The sequence below is a fragment of the Chromohalobacter canadensis genome (assembly GCF_029544075.1).
In the GTDB taxonomy this organism is placed as follows: domain Bacteria; phylum Pseudomonadota; class Gammaproteobacteria; order Pseudomonadales; family Halomonadaceae; genus Chromohalobacter; species Chromohalobacter canadensis_A.
On sequence record NZ_JAJQJH010000017.1, the window covers coordinates 39967 to 53636 of the forward strand.

Annotated in this window: 11 protein-coding genes; 6 read left to right on the forward strand and 5 right to left on the reverse strand. The window is 62.4% G+C overall.

Annotated elements, in window-relative coordinates; all coding sequences use genetic code 11:
• Window positions 1-207 precede the first annotated feature (207 nt).
• Entirely contained in the window at window positions 208-1695 is a 1488-nt protein-coding gene (gene trpE, locus LUN51_RS15740; protein ID WP_246895360.1) for an anthranilate synthase component I, read from the forward strand.
• 71 nt (window positions 1696-1766) lie between these two features.
• On the opposite strand, the gene LUN51_RS15745 is transcribed toward trpE, so the two are convergent.
• Both LUN51_RS15745 and LUN51_RS15750 read right to left on the reverse strand, forming a co-directional pair.
• Entirely contained in the window at window positions 1767-1910 is a 144-nt protein-coding gene (locus tag LUN51_RS15745; RefSeq protein WP_277811999.1) for a hypothetical protein, read from the reverse strand.
• Between the two features lie 149 nt (window positions 1911-2059).
• Window positions 2060-2512, reverse strand: a complete 453-nt coding sequence (locus LUN51_RS15750; RefSeq protein ID WP_247640365.1) for a DUF2501 domain-containing protein — start codon at window positions 2510-2512, stop codon at window positions 2060-2062.
• A gap of 492 nt (window positions 2513-3004) precedes the next feature.
• Between LUN51_RS15750 and LUN51_RS15755 the strand changes: the two genes are divergently transcribed.
• The 3 genes from LUN51_RS15755 to trpC are packed head-to-tail and all read left to right on the forward strand — an operon-like array spanning window position 3005 to window position 5449.
• Complete coding sequence (locus tag LUN51_RS15755) at window positions 3005-3592, forward strand: anthranilate synthase component II (protein WP_277812000.1); 588 nt, start codon at window positions 3005-3007, stop codon at window positions 3590-3592.
• 13 nt (window positions 3593-3605) lie between these two features.
• A complete protein-coding gene (gene trpD, locus LUN51_RS15760; RefSeq protein ID WP_277812001.1) occupies window positions 3606-4637 on the forward strand; it encodes an anthranilate phosphoribosyltransferase in 1032 nt (343 codons plus the stop codon).
• A complete protein-coding gene (gene trpC / locus LUN51_RS15765) occupies window positions 4637-5449 on the forward strand; it encodes an indole-3-glycerol phosphate synthase TrpC (protein ID WP_277812002.1) in 813 nt (270 codons plus the stop codon). The genes trpD and trpC overlap by 1 nt, the downstream gene beginning before the upstream one ends.
• Window positions 5450-5549: 100 nt before the next feature.
• Here the strand turns inward: trpC and LUN51_RS15770 are convergent, their stop codons facing one another.
• The 3 genes from LUN51_RS15770 to LUN51_RS15780 all read right to left on the reverse strand — a co-directional run bounded on the left by LUN51_RS15770 (window position 5550) and on the right by LUN51_RS15780 (window position 10984).
• Window positions 5550-7349, reverse strand: coding sequence for a cation:proton antiporter (locus LUN51_RS15770; protein ID WP_277812003.1), 1800 nt, complete (start codon window positions 7347-7349; stop codon window positions 5550-5552).
• A gap of 153 nt (window positions 7350-7502) precedes the next feature.
• Complete coding sequence (locus LUN51_RS15775) at window positions 7503-7703, reverse strand: DUF2905 domain-containing protein (RefSeq protein WP_040241963.1); 201 nt, start codon at window positions 7701-7703, stop codon at window positions 7503-7505.
• 11 nt (window positions 7704-7714) lie between these two features.
• Complete coding sequence (locus LUN51_RS15780) at window positions 7715-10984, reverse strand: FAD-binding and (Fe-S)-binding domain-containing protein (RefSeq protein ID WP_277812004.1); 3270 nt, start codon at window positions 10982-10984, stop codon at window positions 7715-7717.
• A gap of 235 nt (window positions 10985-11219) precedes the next feature.
• Between LUN51_RS15780 and serS the strand changes: the two genes are divergently transcribed.
• Together serS and cobA are read left to right on the forward strand one after the other, a co-directional pair.
• Window positions 11220-12497, forward strand: a complete 1278-nt coding sequence (gene serS, locus LUN51_RS15785) for a serine--tRNA ligase (protein ID WP_277812005.1) — start codon at window positions 11220-11222, stop codon at window positions 12495-12497.
• 154 nt (window positions 12498-12651) lie between these two features.
• Window positions 12652-13524, forward strand: coding sequence for a uroporphyrinogen-III C-methyltransferase (cobA, locus tag LUN51_RS15790; protein ID WP_277812006.1), 873 nt, complete (start codon window positions 12652-12654; stop codon window positions 13522-13524).
• Window positions 13525-13670: the final 146 nt, after the last annotated feature.

Below are 13670 nucleotides of genomic sequence, written 5' to 3' on the forward strand. Positions count from 1 at the left end.
CTATACGCTAAGCCTTTGATAATCATCTGCTATAACGGATAGCGTTTCATGGATCTGGATGCCCCCTCATTCCGTAGAGCCCATGCGTTGATGCGCGCAGTCAAACGCTGGCGATGGTGATGCTCGCCGACGCGTCTGTGTGTCGGCCTCATGCGGAAGTGCGAATTCGTCACGACGTAGACTTTCACCAAAGGAATGCAGGGCATGATGACCCCCGAACGCTTCACCGAGCTGGCGCAGGCTGGCTATAACCGTATCCCCGTGACCCGCGAAGTACTCGCAGATCTCGACACGCCGCTCTCTACCTATCTCAAGTTGGCCGATGCGCCCTGGACCTTCCTGCTCGAGTCCGTGCAGGGCGGCGAGAAATGGGGGCGTTACTCGATCATCGGCTTACCGAGTCGCGAGCGCATCGAAGTGCGCGGCCAAGTAGTACGGCATATCGCCGATGGCGAAGTGCTCGGCGCCACCGAGGTCGAAGACCCGTTGGCGTGGATCGAGCAGTTTCAAGCGCGCTTCAAGGTGCCGCAGGTAGACGATCAGCCGCGTTTCGATGGCGGCCTGGTCGGGTATTTCGGTCACGACACCATCCGTTATATCGAACCGCGCCTGCGGGGCGTGGAAAAGCCTGATCCCATCGGGGTGCCGGACATCCTGCTGATGGTCTGCGATGAGTTGGTGGTTTTCGATAACCTTTCCGGGCGTCTGACGCTGTGGACGCACGCCGATCCCGACGCGACGGATGCCTATCCGCAGGCCTTGGAGCGTCTCGAGGCGCTGGAAATGAAGCTGCGTAGCGCCACGCTCAATACCGTCAGCCCCGGCACCGGAGGGCCGGCGGTGGAGGAGGGGCACTTTACTTCCGGGTTTACCGAGGCGGGCTTCAAGGACGCGGTCGAACAAATCAAGGAATACGTGCTGGCTGGCGATGTCATGCAATGCGTGCCGTCGCAACGCATGACGATCCCTTATCGCGCGGCGCCACTGGACCTGTATCGCGCGCTACGTAGCCTCAATCCATCGCCTTACATGTTCTTCTTCAACCTCGACGATCATCATGTGGTCGGGTCGTCGCCGGAAATCCTCACGCGCCTGGAAGACGGCGAAGTCACCGTGCGTCCCATCGCCGGCACGCGAGTGCGAGGCCAAAATGAAGCGGAAGACAAGGCGCTCGAGGCCGAACTGCTTGCCGACCCCAAGGAGATCGCCGAACACTTGATGCTGATTGATCTGGGCCGCAACGACATCGGGCGCATCAGTGAAACCGGCTCGGTCGAGGTCACCGATAACATGGCCATTGAGCGTTACTCACACGTCATGCATATCGTCTCCCACGTGACCGGCAAGCTAAAACCCGGCATGTCGGCACTCGACGTGCTGCGCGCCACCTTCCCCGCCGGCACGTTATCCGGTGCGCCCAAGTTCCGTGCCTTGCAGATTCTCGACGAGCTCGAGCCGGTCAAGCGCGGCGTTTACGGCGGCGCGGTCGGCTATCTTTCCTGGCACGGCAACATGGATACCGCCATCGCCATTCGCACGGCGGTCATCAAAGACGGCCAGCTGCATGTGCAGGCAGGCGCGGGTATCGTCGCCGACTCGGTGCCCGAGCAGGAATGGCAGGAGACGCTCAATAAAGGCCGCGCATTGTTTCGCGCGGTGGCGATGGCTGAGCGGGGCCTCGACAATCTCGGTTGATGTGGCTGTAGGGGCATACGTATGAGGGGAAGACGGCGCTGCGTGATGACGTAGCGCCGTGCAAGACACGCTTAGCGAGAAGGCGAGTCGTTGGACGATTTCTTGCGGCGATTCTGATACTTGTCGGCCATCTGCTTCGCCGTTCGCTTTGCCTTCTCGCGGTTCTCGGGCTTACGGAACCAGTTGGCAATGGCTGCGCCTATCATGCGTTTCATCGGTGCCTCCTGCGGATGAGGAATGCCTTTAAGTATAGACATGGCGTCGTCGCGCGGCGAGATCAAGTGCCAGTCATGACCGTGCCGTCAATGCTCGGCACGGCACGTCTTACGCGAAGTGGCATCAATAGTCGGGCCGTTTGGGGGCGTTAGCCTCCAACAAAAGACGTGGCCTGGTCGGCAACCATTCCACAGGCTTTCTCGCCGACCTTGTCGCCGAGGGAAGTCAGATTGAATTCCTGATCCTCGCCCTGAAGGATACCGCTCAAGCCTTGCTGGTAGTCATTGTCGTTGGTGGGTTCGGAATTGATCCCCAGTTGCTCCATGACTTGGTCCTTCGCGATATCGGCGGTGCTGCCGAGGTAGCCGTTATCTTGGCAATAGCTGATCACGCCCGTGAGATTGGTAAGGCTTCCGGGATTGAAGGAACCGCTGGATAGCGTGCTCAACAGGCTGGCGCTTCCATTGCCTCCCCCTCCACTGCTGGACATCATGTCTGCTGCTTCATCTTTCATGCTGTCGAGAGAAAAAGCCTGCGCCTGCCCAATAGATATGAGGCCGAGAAAACCGGCGAGGGCGAAGCTTTTAAAACGTGTATCCATACAATCGTATCCATGTCAGTAAAGAGCGGTCTCCTACATACGCAGCACGTAGGGGCTTTCTTGTGACCAGCTGTCTACAGCGATGTTCCTGCTGGAACATCATTCGCTCACGGGAATGTTCGTGCCATCGGCGAGTAGGTGTGATCGATAGAGGTTCGTGTGGTAGTGGAAAGGACGTGGCGTCGGTCTGGCGTTTTCAGACGTCGCGGGCGGCTGCGAGCGCTTGACATGGCCCGTGACGCGCGAGCAATATTAAGGTCATGAATATACCAGATCTGACATTCGGTCCCATGAAGTGGTGGCGCTCCTGAGCGAGGGGCGGCACGCTTGCGACTGAACAAAATGCCGCCGTCAGGGCGGCATTTTTGTGTCTATCGCTCCCTGCACGGCTGGCATACCTAGAGAGGCCGACTTGGGTAAGATTGTGAGTAACAATCTGCGTTATCAAGAGCTCATGCCAAAGAACTTAAAGAGAAACAGGACTTTATTACCATGTCCGTGCTGATGATCGACAACTATGACAGCTTTACCTACAACGTCGTGCAGTATCTGGCGGAGTTGGGGGCCGAGGTCGTTACCTACCGCAACGACGCCATCACCCTGGAGGAGATCGAGCGCCTTGCGCCGAGTCATTTGGTGATCTCGCCGGGGCCGTGCACGCCTAATGAGGCGGGCATTTCGCTCGAGGCCGTGCGCCATTTCGCAGGCAAGTTGCCGATCCTCGGAATTTGTCTAGGACATCAGGCCATTGGCCAGGTCTTCGGCGGCGAGGTGGTGCGAGCACCCCAGGTCATGCACGGCAAGACCTCTTGGGTCGAGCACGATGGCCGCGGTGTGTTCGATGGCTTGGCCAACCCGCTCGAGGTGACGCGCTACCACTCGTTGGTGGTGGCCGAGCAGGGGCTGTCGGAGTGTCTCGAGATCACGGCACGCGTCGTGGCCGATGACGTCACGCCCGGTCTGATCATGGGCATGCGCCACAAGACGCTGGATATCGAGGGCGTGCAGTTCCATCCCGAATCGATCATGACCCGTCAGGGCCATGAGCTTCTGGCCAACTTTCTGAAACGCCGCGCGTAACGAGGAGCGAAACATGCAGATGCGAGAAGCCATCGGCGCGGTGATGCGTCGCCGCCACCTGAGCTTCGACGACACCCACGCGGTGATGAAAGCGATCATGACCGGTGAGGCCAGCGACGCCCAGATCGGCGGCTTTCTGATCGGCCTGGCGATGAAGGGCGAGACGGCGGACGAGATCACGGCCGCCGCGAAGGTGATGCGTGAATTGATGCTGCCCGTCGAGGTCGACCGTACGCACCTAGTGGACATCGTTGGCACGGGCGGCGACGGGGCCAACCTGTTCAACGTCTCGACCGCGTCCAGCTTCGTGGTTGCCGCTGCCGGTGGCCGTGTCGCCAAACACGGTAATCGTAGCGTGTCGTCGTCTTCCGGGAGTGCCGATTTGTTCGACGTGGCGGGTATTTCGCTGGAGCTGCCGCCGAATGAAGTGGCCCGCTGCATCCAGGAAGTCGGAGTCGGCTTCATGTTCGCGCCCATGCATCACCAAGCCATGCGTCATGCCATCGGCCCGCGTCGCGAGATGGGCGTACGCACCGTGTTCAACATTCTCGGGCCGCTGACCAACCCCGCCAATACGCCGAATCAGCTATTGGGTGTCTACGACCCTGCGTTGCTGACGGTCATGGCGGAAGCCTTGAAGCGACTCGGCAGCGACCATGTGCTGGTGGTCAACGCCGAGGACGGTCTCGACGAGATTTCCCTGGCCGCGCCGACGCGCGTGGCCGAGTTGCAGGACGGCGAGATTCGCGAATACACCATCGCACCGGAGGACTTCGGCCTTGAACGCCAGTCGCTGGCGCCGCTGAAAGTAGTGACCGCCGAGGATAGCCTCAAGCTGGTCAAGGCCGCGCTGGTGGGAGAAGGGCCGGCGGCGGATATCGTGGCGCTGAATGCAGGGGCCGCGCTTTACGCTGCCGGCGTGGCGGACACGTTGAAAGAGGGCGTGATCCTGGCGCAGGATGCTCAAGGGTCCAAACTGCCGCTGGAGAAGATGAAAGAGCTCGCGGATTTCACGCGTATTCTGGCCCATAAGGACGACCGCTGATGAGCCATGAACACGACACCGGCCTGCCGACGATTCTGGCCAAGATTCTGGCGCGCAAGGACGACGAGATTCGTGAGCGTCGCGCGCGCGTCAGCGAAGCACAGCTTTTAGAACAGGCGCGCCAGCAAGACGCGCCGCGAGGCTTCGTCGCCGCGCTCGAGCGGCGCATTGTGGAGGGCGACCCGGCGGTGATCGCCGAGGTCAAGAAGGCCTCGCCCTCCAAGGGTGTGATCTGCGAGGACTTCCAGCCGGCCCAGGTCGCCAAGGCATACGCCGAAGCCGGGGCCAGTTGCCTCTCGGTGTTGACCGATGCCGACTTCTTTCAGGGCCACGAGCGTGACTTGCAGGCGGCGCGCGAGGCCTGCGCACTGCCGGTGATCCGCAAGGACTTCATCGTCGATGCCTATCAGGTCAGCGAGGCACGGGCTATCGGCGCGGACTGCATCCTGCTGATCGTCGCGGCACTCGACGACGCCCGCCTGAAAGCATTGCATCAACACGCCCATGAACTGGGTATGGACGTGCTGGTGGAAGTCCACGATGCTCATGAGCTGGAGCGTGCGCTGGCGTTGGATTTGACGCTGGTAGGAATCAACAATCGCGATTTGCGCACCTTCGAGACATCGTTGGCGACGACCTTCGAGCTACTGCCGCGAATTCCACAGCATGTCACGGTCGTCACCGAGTCGGGTATTCACACGCGCGACGATGTCGAGCACATGCGTGAGCATGACGTGAATGCCTTCCTGGTCGGCGAGGCCTTCATGCGGGAAGACGAGCAGGGTAGTGCCTTGCGTCGCCTGTTTTTCTAGGCTCGCCATTGCCTTGTCTTGACCGCCATCGGGCCGCCTTGTGCGGCCCGATGGCGTTGGGGGTATTCAGAATTGTTGGGTATTAAGAATTGTGGGGCGTTCAGAATTCGGGGGAGTCAGGATAGATCAAACTGATCAGCGTATCCCCGGCACGAGGGGTGAGCGGCGTCCGATCGTTGGCGACCCGTATGCGGCCGTTAGGGCCGATACAGAACAGGGGCAACAAGCGATTCTGGTGCGCCTGGCGATAGTCCTCCATGCTGAAATTGGCGCTTAGCTTGGCCTTGCGTACTTCGCCGCCACGATAGACCACGCTCGAGAGCTGGGCATACGTCACGTCTTCGCCGAAGACCATGGGTAAGTGGTCCAGCGCCTGTTCTTGATGGCGGTGGGCGTGCTTGCTGGTGCCCGCCGCAAGGCGAAAGACTTTGCCGTGCCCCAGTACATGCTCGAAATGCAGGATCGCCAGGTTGTTCAATTCACGGTAGGGCGACAGCGGCAGCAGGTAGCCGATACCGGTCAGTTCGAGATGCTGGGTGGCATGCTCGGAGAGCGGGTTGCCGTAGTAGACGGGCAGCCCGGCCATGCGTGCTTCCTGTACGGCGTCCCAACTGTTGTCGGTCAGGCGCACGGTAAACCCGGATTCTTCCAACGCCTTGGCGATGGTGCGGGCCACCGGATTGGCGCCGATGATCAAAAAGCCGGTGGGCGGCGGTTCGCTGACCTTCAATGCTAGCGCGATGGGGCGCGACAGCAGGCTTTGCACCACGACGGTACTAATGATGACCAGAAAGGTCACCGGTACCAGCATTTCTGCGCCCGGCATGTTCAGGTTGTCGAGCTTGAGGGCGAACAGCGAGGCCACGGCGGCGGCGACGATGCCGCGCGGCGAGAGCCATGCCAGCAGCGCTTTCTCTCGCCAGTTGAGCCGAGTGCCCAGGGTGCAGACCCAGACCGCAAGAGGGCGGGCCACGCCCACCAGGATGAGCAGAAACGCCCAGGCAGGCCAGGAAAGCTGCGCGAGCTGATCGACGGTCAAGCGTGCGGCGAGCAGAATGAAAAGCCCCGAGATCAACAGCAACGAGAGCGTTTCCTTGAACTCGATGATCTGCTGCGTGGGTACGCCGCGCATGTTGGCTAGCCACACGCCCATCACCGTCACGGTCAACAGCCCGGATTCGTGAAAGAGCATGTTGGAGAGAGTGAACAGCGACAGCATGGCCATCAGCGTACCGAAGCTGTGCAGGCGTTGCGGCAACCAGTGGTGGCGCAGTATACAGCCCCATAGATAGCCACCGAGGCCACCGAGGCCGAAGCCGATCAGGGCCGTCTTGGCGAATAGCACCAGAGTGTAGGTGGCGGCGCCGTTGGAAGCGCCAAGCGCGACGAACTCATACACTAGCACCGCGCCGATGGCCCCCACCGGGTCGATCAGGATGCCTTCCCAACGCAGGATCTGCGAAAGATGCTCGCGGGCGCGCAACGTCTGCAACATGGGCAGCACCACCGTGGGCCCGGTGACCACCAGCACGGCCCCCAGTACGCTAGCCATCTCCCACGATAGTCCTAAAATGAAGCGTGCCGCTACGATGGCGATAATCCCCGTGACCAGCGCGCCCCAGGTCACCAGCCGGCGCACGATGTGGCCATGGCCGCGCAGATCGCCGAAGTCGAGCGTCAGGCTGCCTTCGAACAAGATCACCGCCACTGCCAGCGAGACGAGCGGAAACAGCAGATCGCCGAGCAGCGCATCGGGCTGGAGCAGACCCGTCACGGGGCCCATGACGATACCCACGAGCAAAAGCGGTAGGATCGCCGGCAATTTGAGGCGCCAGGCCAGCCATTGGCAGATCAGCGCGAGCAGGCCGATCAAAGTCAGGTCGACGGCAGCGTGCTCCATGGTCGCGCTCCTTGGGGGTGAACGAAAGCGCGAAGCCTAGCGTTGCCTCACGCTAGTTGCAATGCACGGCAAGCGTTAATGATGAATGTGTCTATATCGCTACTGGGTGCCCCGTTATGGCGTGCTCGCTGCACCGTTTTGGTGTACGCCGATTCAGCGATTGAATAGCCACAACAGAGCCGATACGACCACGCTGACCAGGATCATGGTGGTGATCGGAAAATAGAAGGCAAAGCCCTCGCGCTTGATGGCGATATCGCCGGGCAGATGCCCGAGCGGTAGCTTGGAAAGCCAGGGCCACAACAAGCCGATGACCACGATGGCCAGGCCAATGAAAATAATCGATCGGGACATCGTCGACACCTTCAAGATCGGGTGCGTTTGAGTGCCGTCAGCAAGCCCTGTAACGGATGCGGCAGTACGGCATCGGAGAGGCGCTTGGCCTGGCTGCGGCACGAGTAACCGGTGGCCAGCAGGCGCCCGGCATTGGCGTCGTTCTCGACCGGTGCTCGCCACGAGAGATCGTAGATTTTCTCGGAGGTCTCGCGATTACGGGCTTCGTGCCCGTAGGTGCCGGACATGCCGCAACATCCGGTGGCGACACTTTCCAGGTCCAGTCCGAACGCCGCGAAGACCTGCTGCCAGGCCTTGGTCGCGCCCGGCGCGTTGGTCTTCTCGGTGCAGTGCGTCAGCAGCTTGTAGCCAGGGTCTTCGATCGCCGGCAGGCCGGCGGGTGGCAGGGCGCGCCCCAGGGACAGCAACCACTCCTGAAGCAGCAGCACCTCGGGGACGGCCTCGGGCCCCAGCGCCTTGACGTACTCCTGGCGGTAGGCGAGCGTCATCGCCGGGTCGATACCCACCAACGGCACGCCGAAGTCGGCGAGCGTCTTGAGACGCTTCGCCTGGGCGGTGGCGGTCTTTTCGAACGCGCCCATAAAGCCTTGCACGTGCAGCGGTTTGCCGTTGGCGTGGAAGGGCGCGACGAAGACGCGAATATCCAGCCGCGAGAGAAGCTCGACGATATCCATCACCAGCTTGGCCTCGAAGTGGCTGGTGAACGCATCTTGAACGATGACCACGCTGCGCGTCTTCTGGCGTTCGGTCAACAGGCCCAGCGAGGTGGGTGTGGCCTCGGCGACGCCCCACGCCCTGAGTTGCTTGGCGAGACTCGCGCGAGACAGGCGCGGAGTATCGACCATGCCTAGCGGCCCGGCGAGCAAGCGCTCTGCCAAGCGTGTGTTCAGCAGCGCGTTATACGCAGGCGCCACTGGCTTGAGATAGGGCACGAAGAATTCCAGCGAGCCGATCAGGTAGTCGCGTGGCGGGCGTAAATAGCGGTTGTGATAGAGCTCCAGAAACTGCGAGCGAAACTCGGGGACGTTGACCTTGATCGGGCACTGCCCGGCGCAGGATTTGCACGCCAGGCAGCCGGCCATGGCGTCATACACCTCATGGGAGACATCTTCCTGGCCGCGTCGCTTGCGCAGCGTGTTGCGCAGGCGACGCGGGAACGCCTTGGTGGCACCCCAGATACCTTCAGCTTGCTTCTGGCGTGATTCCTCGATGACGTCGATGCCGGCTTGGTCCTGCAGGCGCAGCCATTCACGCATCAAACTGGCGCGTCCCTTGGGCGAATGCACGCGCTCGCGGGTGGCCTTCCATGAGGGGCACATGGCGTCATTGGGGTCGTAGTTGTAGCAGGCGCCGTTGCCGTTGCAATAGACGGCGCTGGCATGGTGCTGCCAGACGCGCTCGTCGATCTGGCGGTCGCTTTGCCCACGGGTCGGCACGCCGTCGATGGTCAAGAGCCCCGGATCGACCCATTTGACCGGTTCCGCCTCGGCGGCTTCGGGCGAGCCTAAACCATGGGTGCTATCGGGAGCGGACCGCTGCGAAGGCGCTGTGAACCCTTCCTTGGGCACTACATTTGCCTTCCCTGGCAAATGACCTTCGCTGCGTCCCGCTCCCGAAGCCTTGTTGTCGGTAGCCATGGCGCCGTTGTCTTCGGATCGGCTGGCAAGCGGCGTGGCGATCTTGCCCGGATTGAGCTGATTGTGCGGGTCGAACGCCGCCTTGAGGCGCTGCAGGCTGGGGTAGAGTTCGCCGAAGAACTGCGGCGCGTACTCCGAGCGCACGCCCTTGCCATGCTCGCCCCACAGCAGACCGTGGTAGCGCTGGGTCAGGGCGGCGACCTGGTCGGAAATCTCGCGGATCAGGGCTTCTTGCGCCGGGTCTTTCATGTCGATGGCCGGGCGCACGTGCAATACCCCGGCATCGACGTGGCCGAACATGCCGTACGCCAGTCCGTGGGCGTCGAGCAAGGCGCGGAACTCGGCGATGTAGTCGGCCAGATGCTCGGGCGGTACGGCGGTATCCTCGACGAAGGGGATCGGGCGCTTTTCGCCCTTGGCGTTGCCGAGCAGGCCCACCGCGCGCTTGCGCATGGCGTAGACACGGCCGATTGCCTCGCGGCCTTCGGCCAGGGTATAGCCCAGGCGCTCGACCTGAGTGTCGGTGGCGAGGTGCGTGCAGAAGGCTTCGACGCGCGCCGCGAGGCGCTCTGGGTCGTCGTCGTTGAATTCGACCAGGTTGATGCCGTGAATGTCCTCGCCCTCGGTGGGGAAGAACTCGGCTACGCCATCCCAGACGAAGTCCTCCATGGCCAGCCTCAGCACCTTGTCGTCGACCGTCTCGATGGAGGTCGGGCGGCTGTCGCCGCTCATCAGTGCTTTGGCGTCGCGCAGGGCATCCATGAAGCCGCGATAGCGAATGTTGACCAGGGTCGAATGCTTGGGGATGGGCAGGACGTTGAGCGTGGCCTCGGCGAAAAAGCCCAGCGTTCCTTCCGAACCGCAAAGCACGCTGTTGAGGTCGAAGGTACCGTCCGCGCGGCGTAGGTGGGCCAGGTCGTAGCCCGTCAGGCAGCGATTGAGAGGCGGAAACGTGGCCTCGATCAACGCGCCCTGGGTCTCGGCGATCTCGCGCGCGGTGCGGTGCGCGTCGCCGATGCGGTCGTCGCGTGTGCAGACCTGGTCGAGGGCGTCGGCGTCGAGGGGCTGGCAGTGCAGACGCTCGCCGCCGAGCAGCAGCATGTCCAGTGCCAGGACGTGATCGCGGGTCTTGCCATACTCGCAGCTGCCCTGGCCGCTGGCATCGGTGGAGATCATGCCACCAATGGTCGCGCGGTTGGAGGTCGACAGGTCTGGGGCGAAGAACAGACCATGCGGCTTGAGGGCAGCGTTGAGCTGATCCTTGACCACGCCGGCCTGGACACGTACACGGCGGTTCTCCACGTCGATTTCGAGGATGTGGTTCATGTGCCGTGACACGTCGACCACCAGGCCGTCGGTGAGCGACTGCCCGTTGGTGCCGGTGCCCCCGCCGCGTGGTGCGAGCACGATGGCCTGAAATTCTTCGCGCCCGGCGAGGCGTCCCAGACAGGCGAGATCCTCGGCGTCGCGGGGATACAGCACGGCCTGCGGCAAGCGCTGGTAAATGGAATTGTCGGTGGCCATCACCGTGCGATTGGCATAGTCCGGGGCGATGTCGCCACTGAAGCCGGCCTGGTCGAGCGCATCGAGAAAGCGTAGGTAGGGTGTGGCGGTGCGTTCCGGGGTGTCCAGGGGTGCGATCATGAAGTCTCAAGCCATCGGTCAGCGCCGGACGACGGTTTCTGCGACCGTCTGGCCGTGCGGCGTCGTCGGGACGATACAGTCTGGGTATATTGGGGATACTTTACTGCAGCCTGCCGCGTGACGCATCCCGCCTGCGGGTTCGAGAAGGCGGTTAGCGTGGTGAACGGCGTGGCTTTTCCCTACAATGTGGGCCTATTCACGTGGCTTCATTATTTCTTTTCGACGGATAAGATCCATGCTCGATCCTAAATTGTTGCGCAGCGACCCGGCATTGGTCGCCGAACGACTGGCCCGTCGCGGCTTTACCCTGGACACGGCGCGTCTCGAGGCGCTGGAATCGCGCCGCCGTGAGCTGCAGACCGAGACCGAACGCCTGCAGAACGAGCGCAACACGCGCTCCAAGGCGATCGGTCAGGCCAAGGCATCGGGCGAGGACATTCAGCCGCTGCTCGACGAAGTCAGCGATCTGGGCGAGCGCCTCGACGCCGCCAAGGCGCGTCTCGCCGAGGTGCAGGCCGAGTGGGATGAGCTCGCGGCGGCGTTGCCCAATCTGCCCCACGACAGTGTGCCCCAAGGTGTTGATGAGGCTGACAATGTCGAGCTGCATCGCTGGGGAACGCCGGGCACGTACGACTTCGAAGTGCGTGATCATGTCGATCTGGGCGCCAAGTTCGGCTATCTTGATTTCGAGATGGCGGCCAAGCTGACCGGGTCGCGGTTCGCCGTGATGCGCGGCCCCATCGCGCGGCTGCACCGCGCGCTGGCGCAGTTCATGCTCGACAAGCAGACGCGCGAGCACGGCTATGAAGAATGCTACGTTCCCTATATCGTCAACGACGCCTCGCTCACCGGCACGGGGCAGTTGCCCAAGTTCGGTGAGGACCTTTTCAAGCTGGAAGGGGATCATGACTTCTACTTGATTCCCACCGCCGAGGTGCCGTTGACTAACATCGCGCGGGAGCAGATCTTCACGCCTGCCGAGCTGCCCCTGATGCTGACCGCTCACACGCCGTGTTTCCGCAGCGAGGCGGGCGCCTACGGGCGAGACACCCGCGGCATGATTCGCCAGCACCAGTTCGACAAGGTCGAGATGGTGCAGATCGTCGACCCGGCAACCAGCTATGACGCCCTGGAATCCATGCGCGGCCACGCCGAGGCGATCCTGCAGGCGCTCGAGCTGCCTTACCGCGTCGTCACGCTGTGTGCCGGCGATATGGGCTTCGGTGCTGCCAAGACCTACGATCTCGAAGTCTGGCTACCGAGTCAGGAGACGTATCGCGAGATTTCCTCGATTTCCAACTGCGAGGACTTTCAGGCACGACGGATGCAGGCGCGCATGCGGCATCCCGACCAGAAGAAGCCGCAGCTGGTGCATACGCTCAATGGCTCCGGCCTGGCGGTGGGACGCTGCCTGCTGGCGGTGCTCGAAAATTGTCAGCAAGCCGATGGCAGCATCGTGATTCCCGAGGCCCTGCGCGGCCATATGGACGGGGTCGAGCGGATCAACGCTTGATGCGACGCCTGCCATGCCATTGCGCACCACGGGCAATGGCATGGATCTCTACTTGGTTATAACCTTCCAACCAGACGTTCCTTCCCCGCAATGCCGAGGAACCTTATCGTTTTGGCTATAAGACCTCGTTTTTTAAGTCGAACCGGGAATAACGATGCCTGTTTCTTCGCATGATGTGACATCGCGCTCGTCGCGCCCCCGACGTCTCCACGGCCATGTGGCGCTGGTCGGCGCGGGACCCGGCGATCCGGAGCTGCTGACGCTCAAGGCGCTGCGCCTGCTGCAGGAAGCCGACATGGTGCTGCACGATCGTCTGGTCAGTGAGGAGATCATGGCGCTGGCCAATCCCGAGGCGCGGCGACTATATGTCGGCAAGGCGCGGTCGTCGCACAGCGTGCCCCAGGAAGGCATCAACCAGGCACTGGTCGACTGGGCGCGTGCCGGGCATCGCGTGGTGCGGCTCAAGGGCGGCGATCCGTTCATTTTCGGGCGTGGCGGCGAAGAACTGGAAACCCTGGCCCAGGCGGGCATCGCCTTCGAAGTGGTGCCGGGCATCACCGCGGCCAGCGGCTGCGCCGCCTACGCGGGCATTCCCTTGACCCATCGCGATCATGCCCAGTCGGTTCGGTTCGTCACCGGGCATCTCAAGAACGGCGGTTGCGATCTTGAATGGCCGACGCTGGCGCGTCCCGGGCAGACGCTGGTGTTCTACATGGGGCTGGGCTCGCTGGCCACCATCCGCCATGAGCTGCAGGCACATGGCATGTCCGGCGACACGCCCCTGGCCTTGATCGAACAGGGGACCACCGCGCGCCAGCGGGTGCATGTGGGCACCTTGGAGGCGCTTCCCGAGGGCCTTCTGAAAGCCATCGACACGGGCGATATTCGTCCGCCGACGCTGATCGTGGTCGGTGATGTGGTGTCGCTGCACGGTCGGCTGGACTGGTTCGAACCGGCGTCCTCGTCCACCCAGGGGTGGTGCGACGGCAAGCATCCCACGCCGCTGGACAACGCCTCGAGCGCTTAGCAGGCGCTCGCCTTCCTCCTTCCGCTTGCGCCCGCCCGAGAGGCGGGCGCCGACCTTGTCGTTTCTCTCCTTGTCTTGCGTGCGTGCACTTTTCTGGTGCTCATGACGCCATTCCTCCTCCTCTTTGGTGCGCCCGCGGATCCGGC

Bases quoted from the DNA above. Each gene is read 5' to 3' on its own strand.
- trpE (WP_246895360.1), top strand. From the start codon at position 208: ATGACCCCCGAACGCTTCACCGAGCTGGCGCAGGCTGGCTATAACCGT.
- LUN51_RS15745 (WP_277811999.1), bottom strand. From the start codon at position 1,910: ATGAAACGCATGATAGGCGCAGCCATTGCCAACTGGTTCCGTAAGCCC.
- LUN51_RS15750 (WP_247640365.1), bottom strand. From the start codon at position 2,512: ATGGATACACGTTTTAAAAGCTTCGCCCTCGCCGGTTTTCTCGGCCTC.
- LUN51_RS15755 (WP_277812000.1), top strand. From the start codon at position 3,005: ATGTCCGTGCTGATGATCGACAACTATGACAGCTTTACCTACAACGTC.
- trpD (WP_277812001.1), top strand. From the start codon at position 3,606: ATGCAGATGCGAGAAGCCATCGGCGCGGTGATGCGTCGCCGCCACCTG.
- trpC (WP_277812002.1), top strand. From the start codon at position 4,637: ATGAGCCATGAACACGACACCGGCCTGCCGACGATTCTGGCCAAGATT.
- LUN51_RS15770 (WP_277812003.1), bottom strand. From the start codon at position 7,349: ATGGAGCACGCTGCCGTCGACCTGACTTTGATCGGCCTGCTCGCGCTG.
- LUN51_RS15775 (WP_040241963.1), bottom strand. From the start codon at position 7,703: ATGTCCCGATCGATTATTTTCATTGGCCTGGCCATCGTGGTCATCGGC.
- LUN51_RS15780 (WP_277812004.1), bottom strand. From the start codon at position 10,984: ATGATCGCACCCCTGGACACCCCGGAACGCACCGCCACACCCTACCTA.
- serS (WP_277812005.1), top strand. From the start codon at position 11,220: ATGCTCGATCCTAAATTGTTGCGCAGCGACCCGGCATTGGTCGCCGAA.
- cobA (WP_277812006.1), top strand. From the start codon at position 12,652: ATGCCTGTTTCTTCGCATGATGTGACATCGCGCTCGTCGCGCCCCCGA.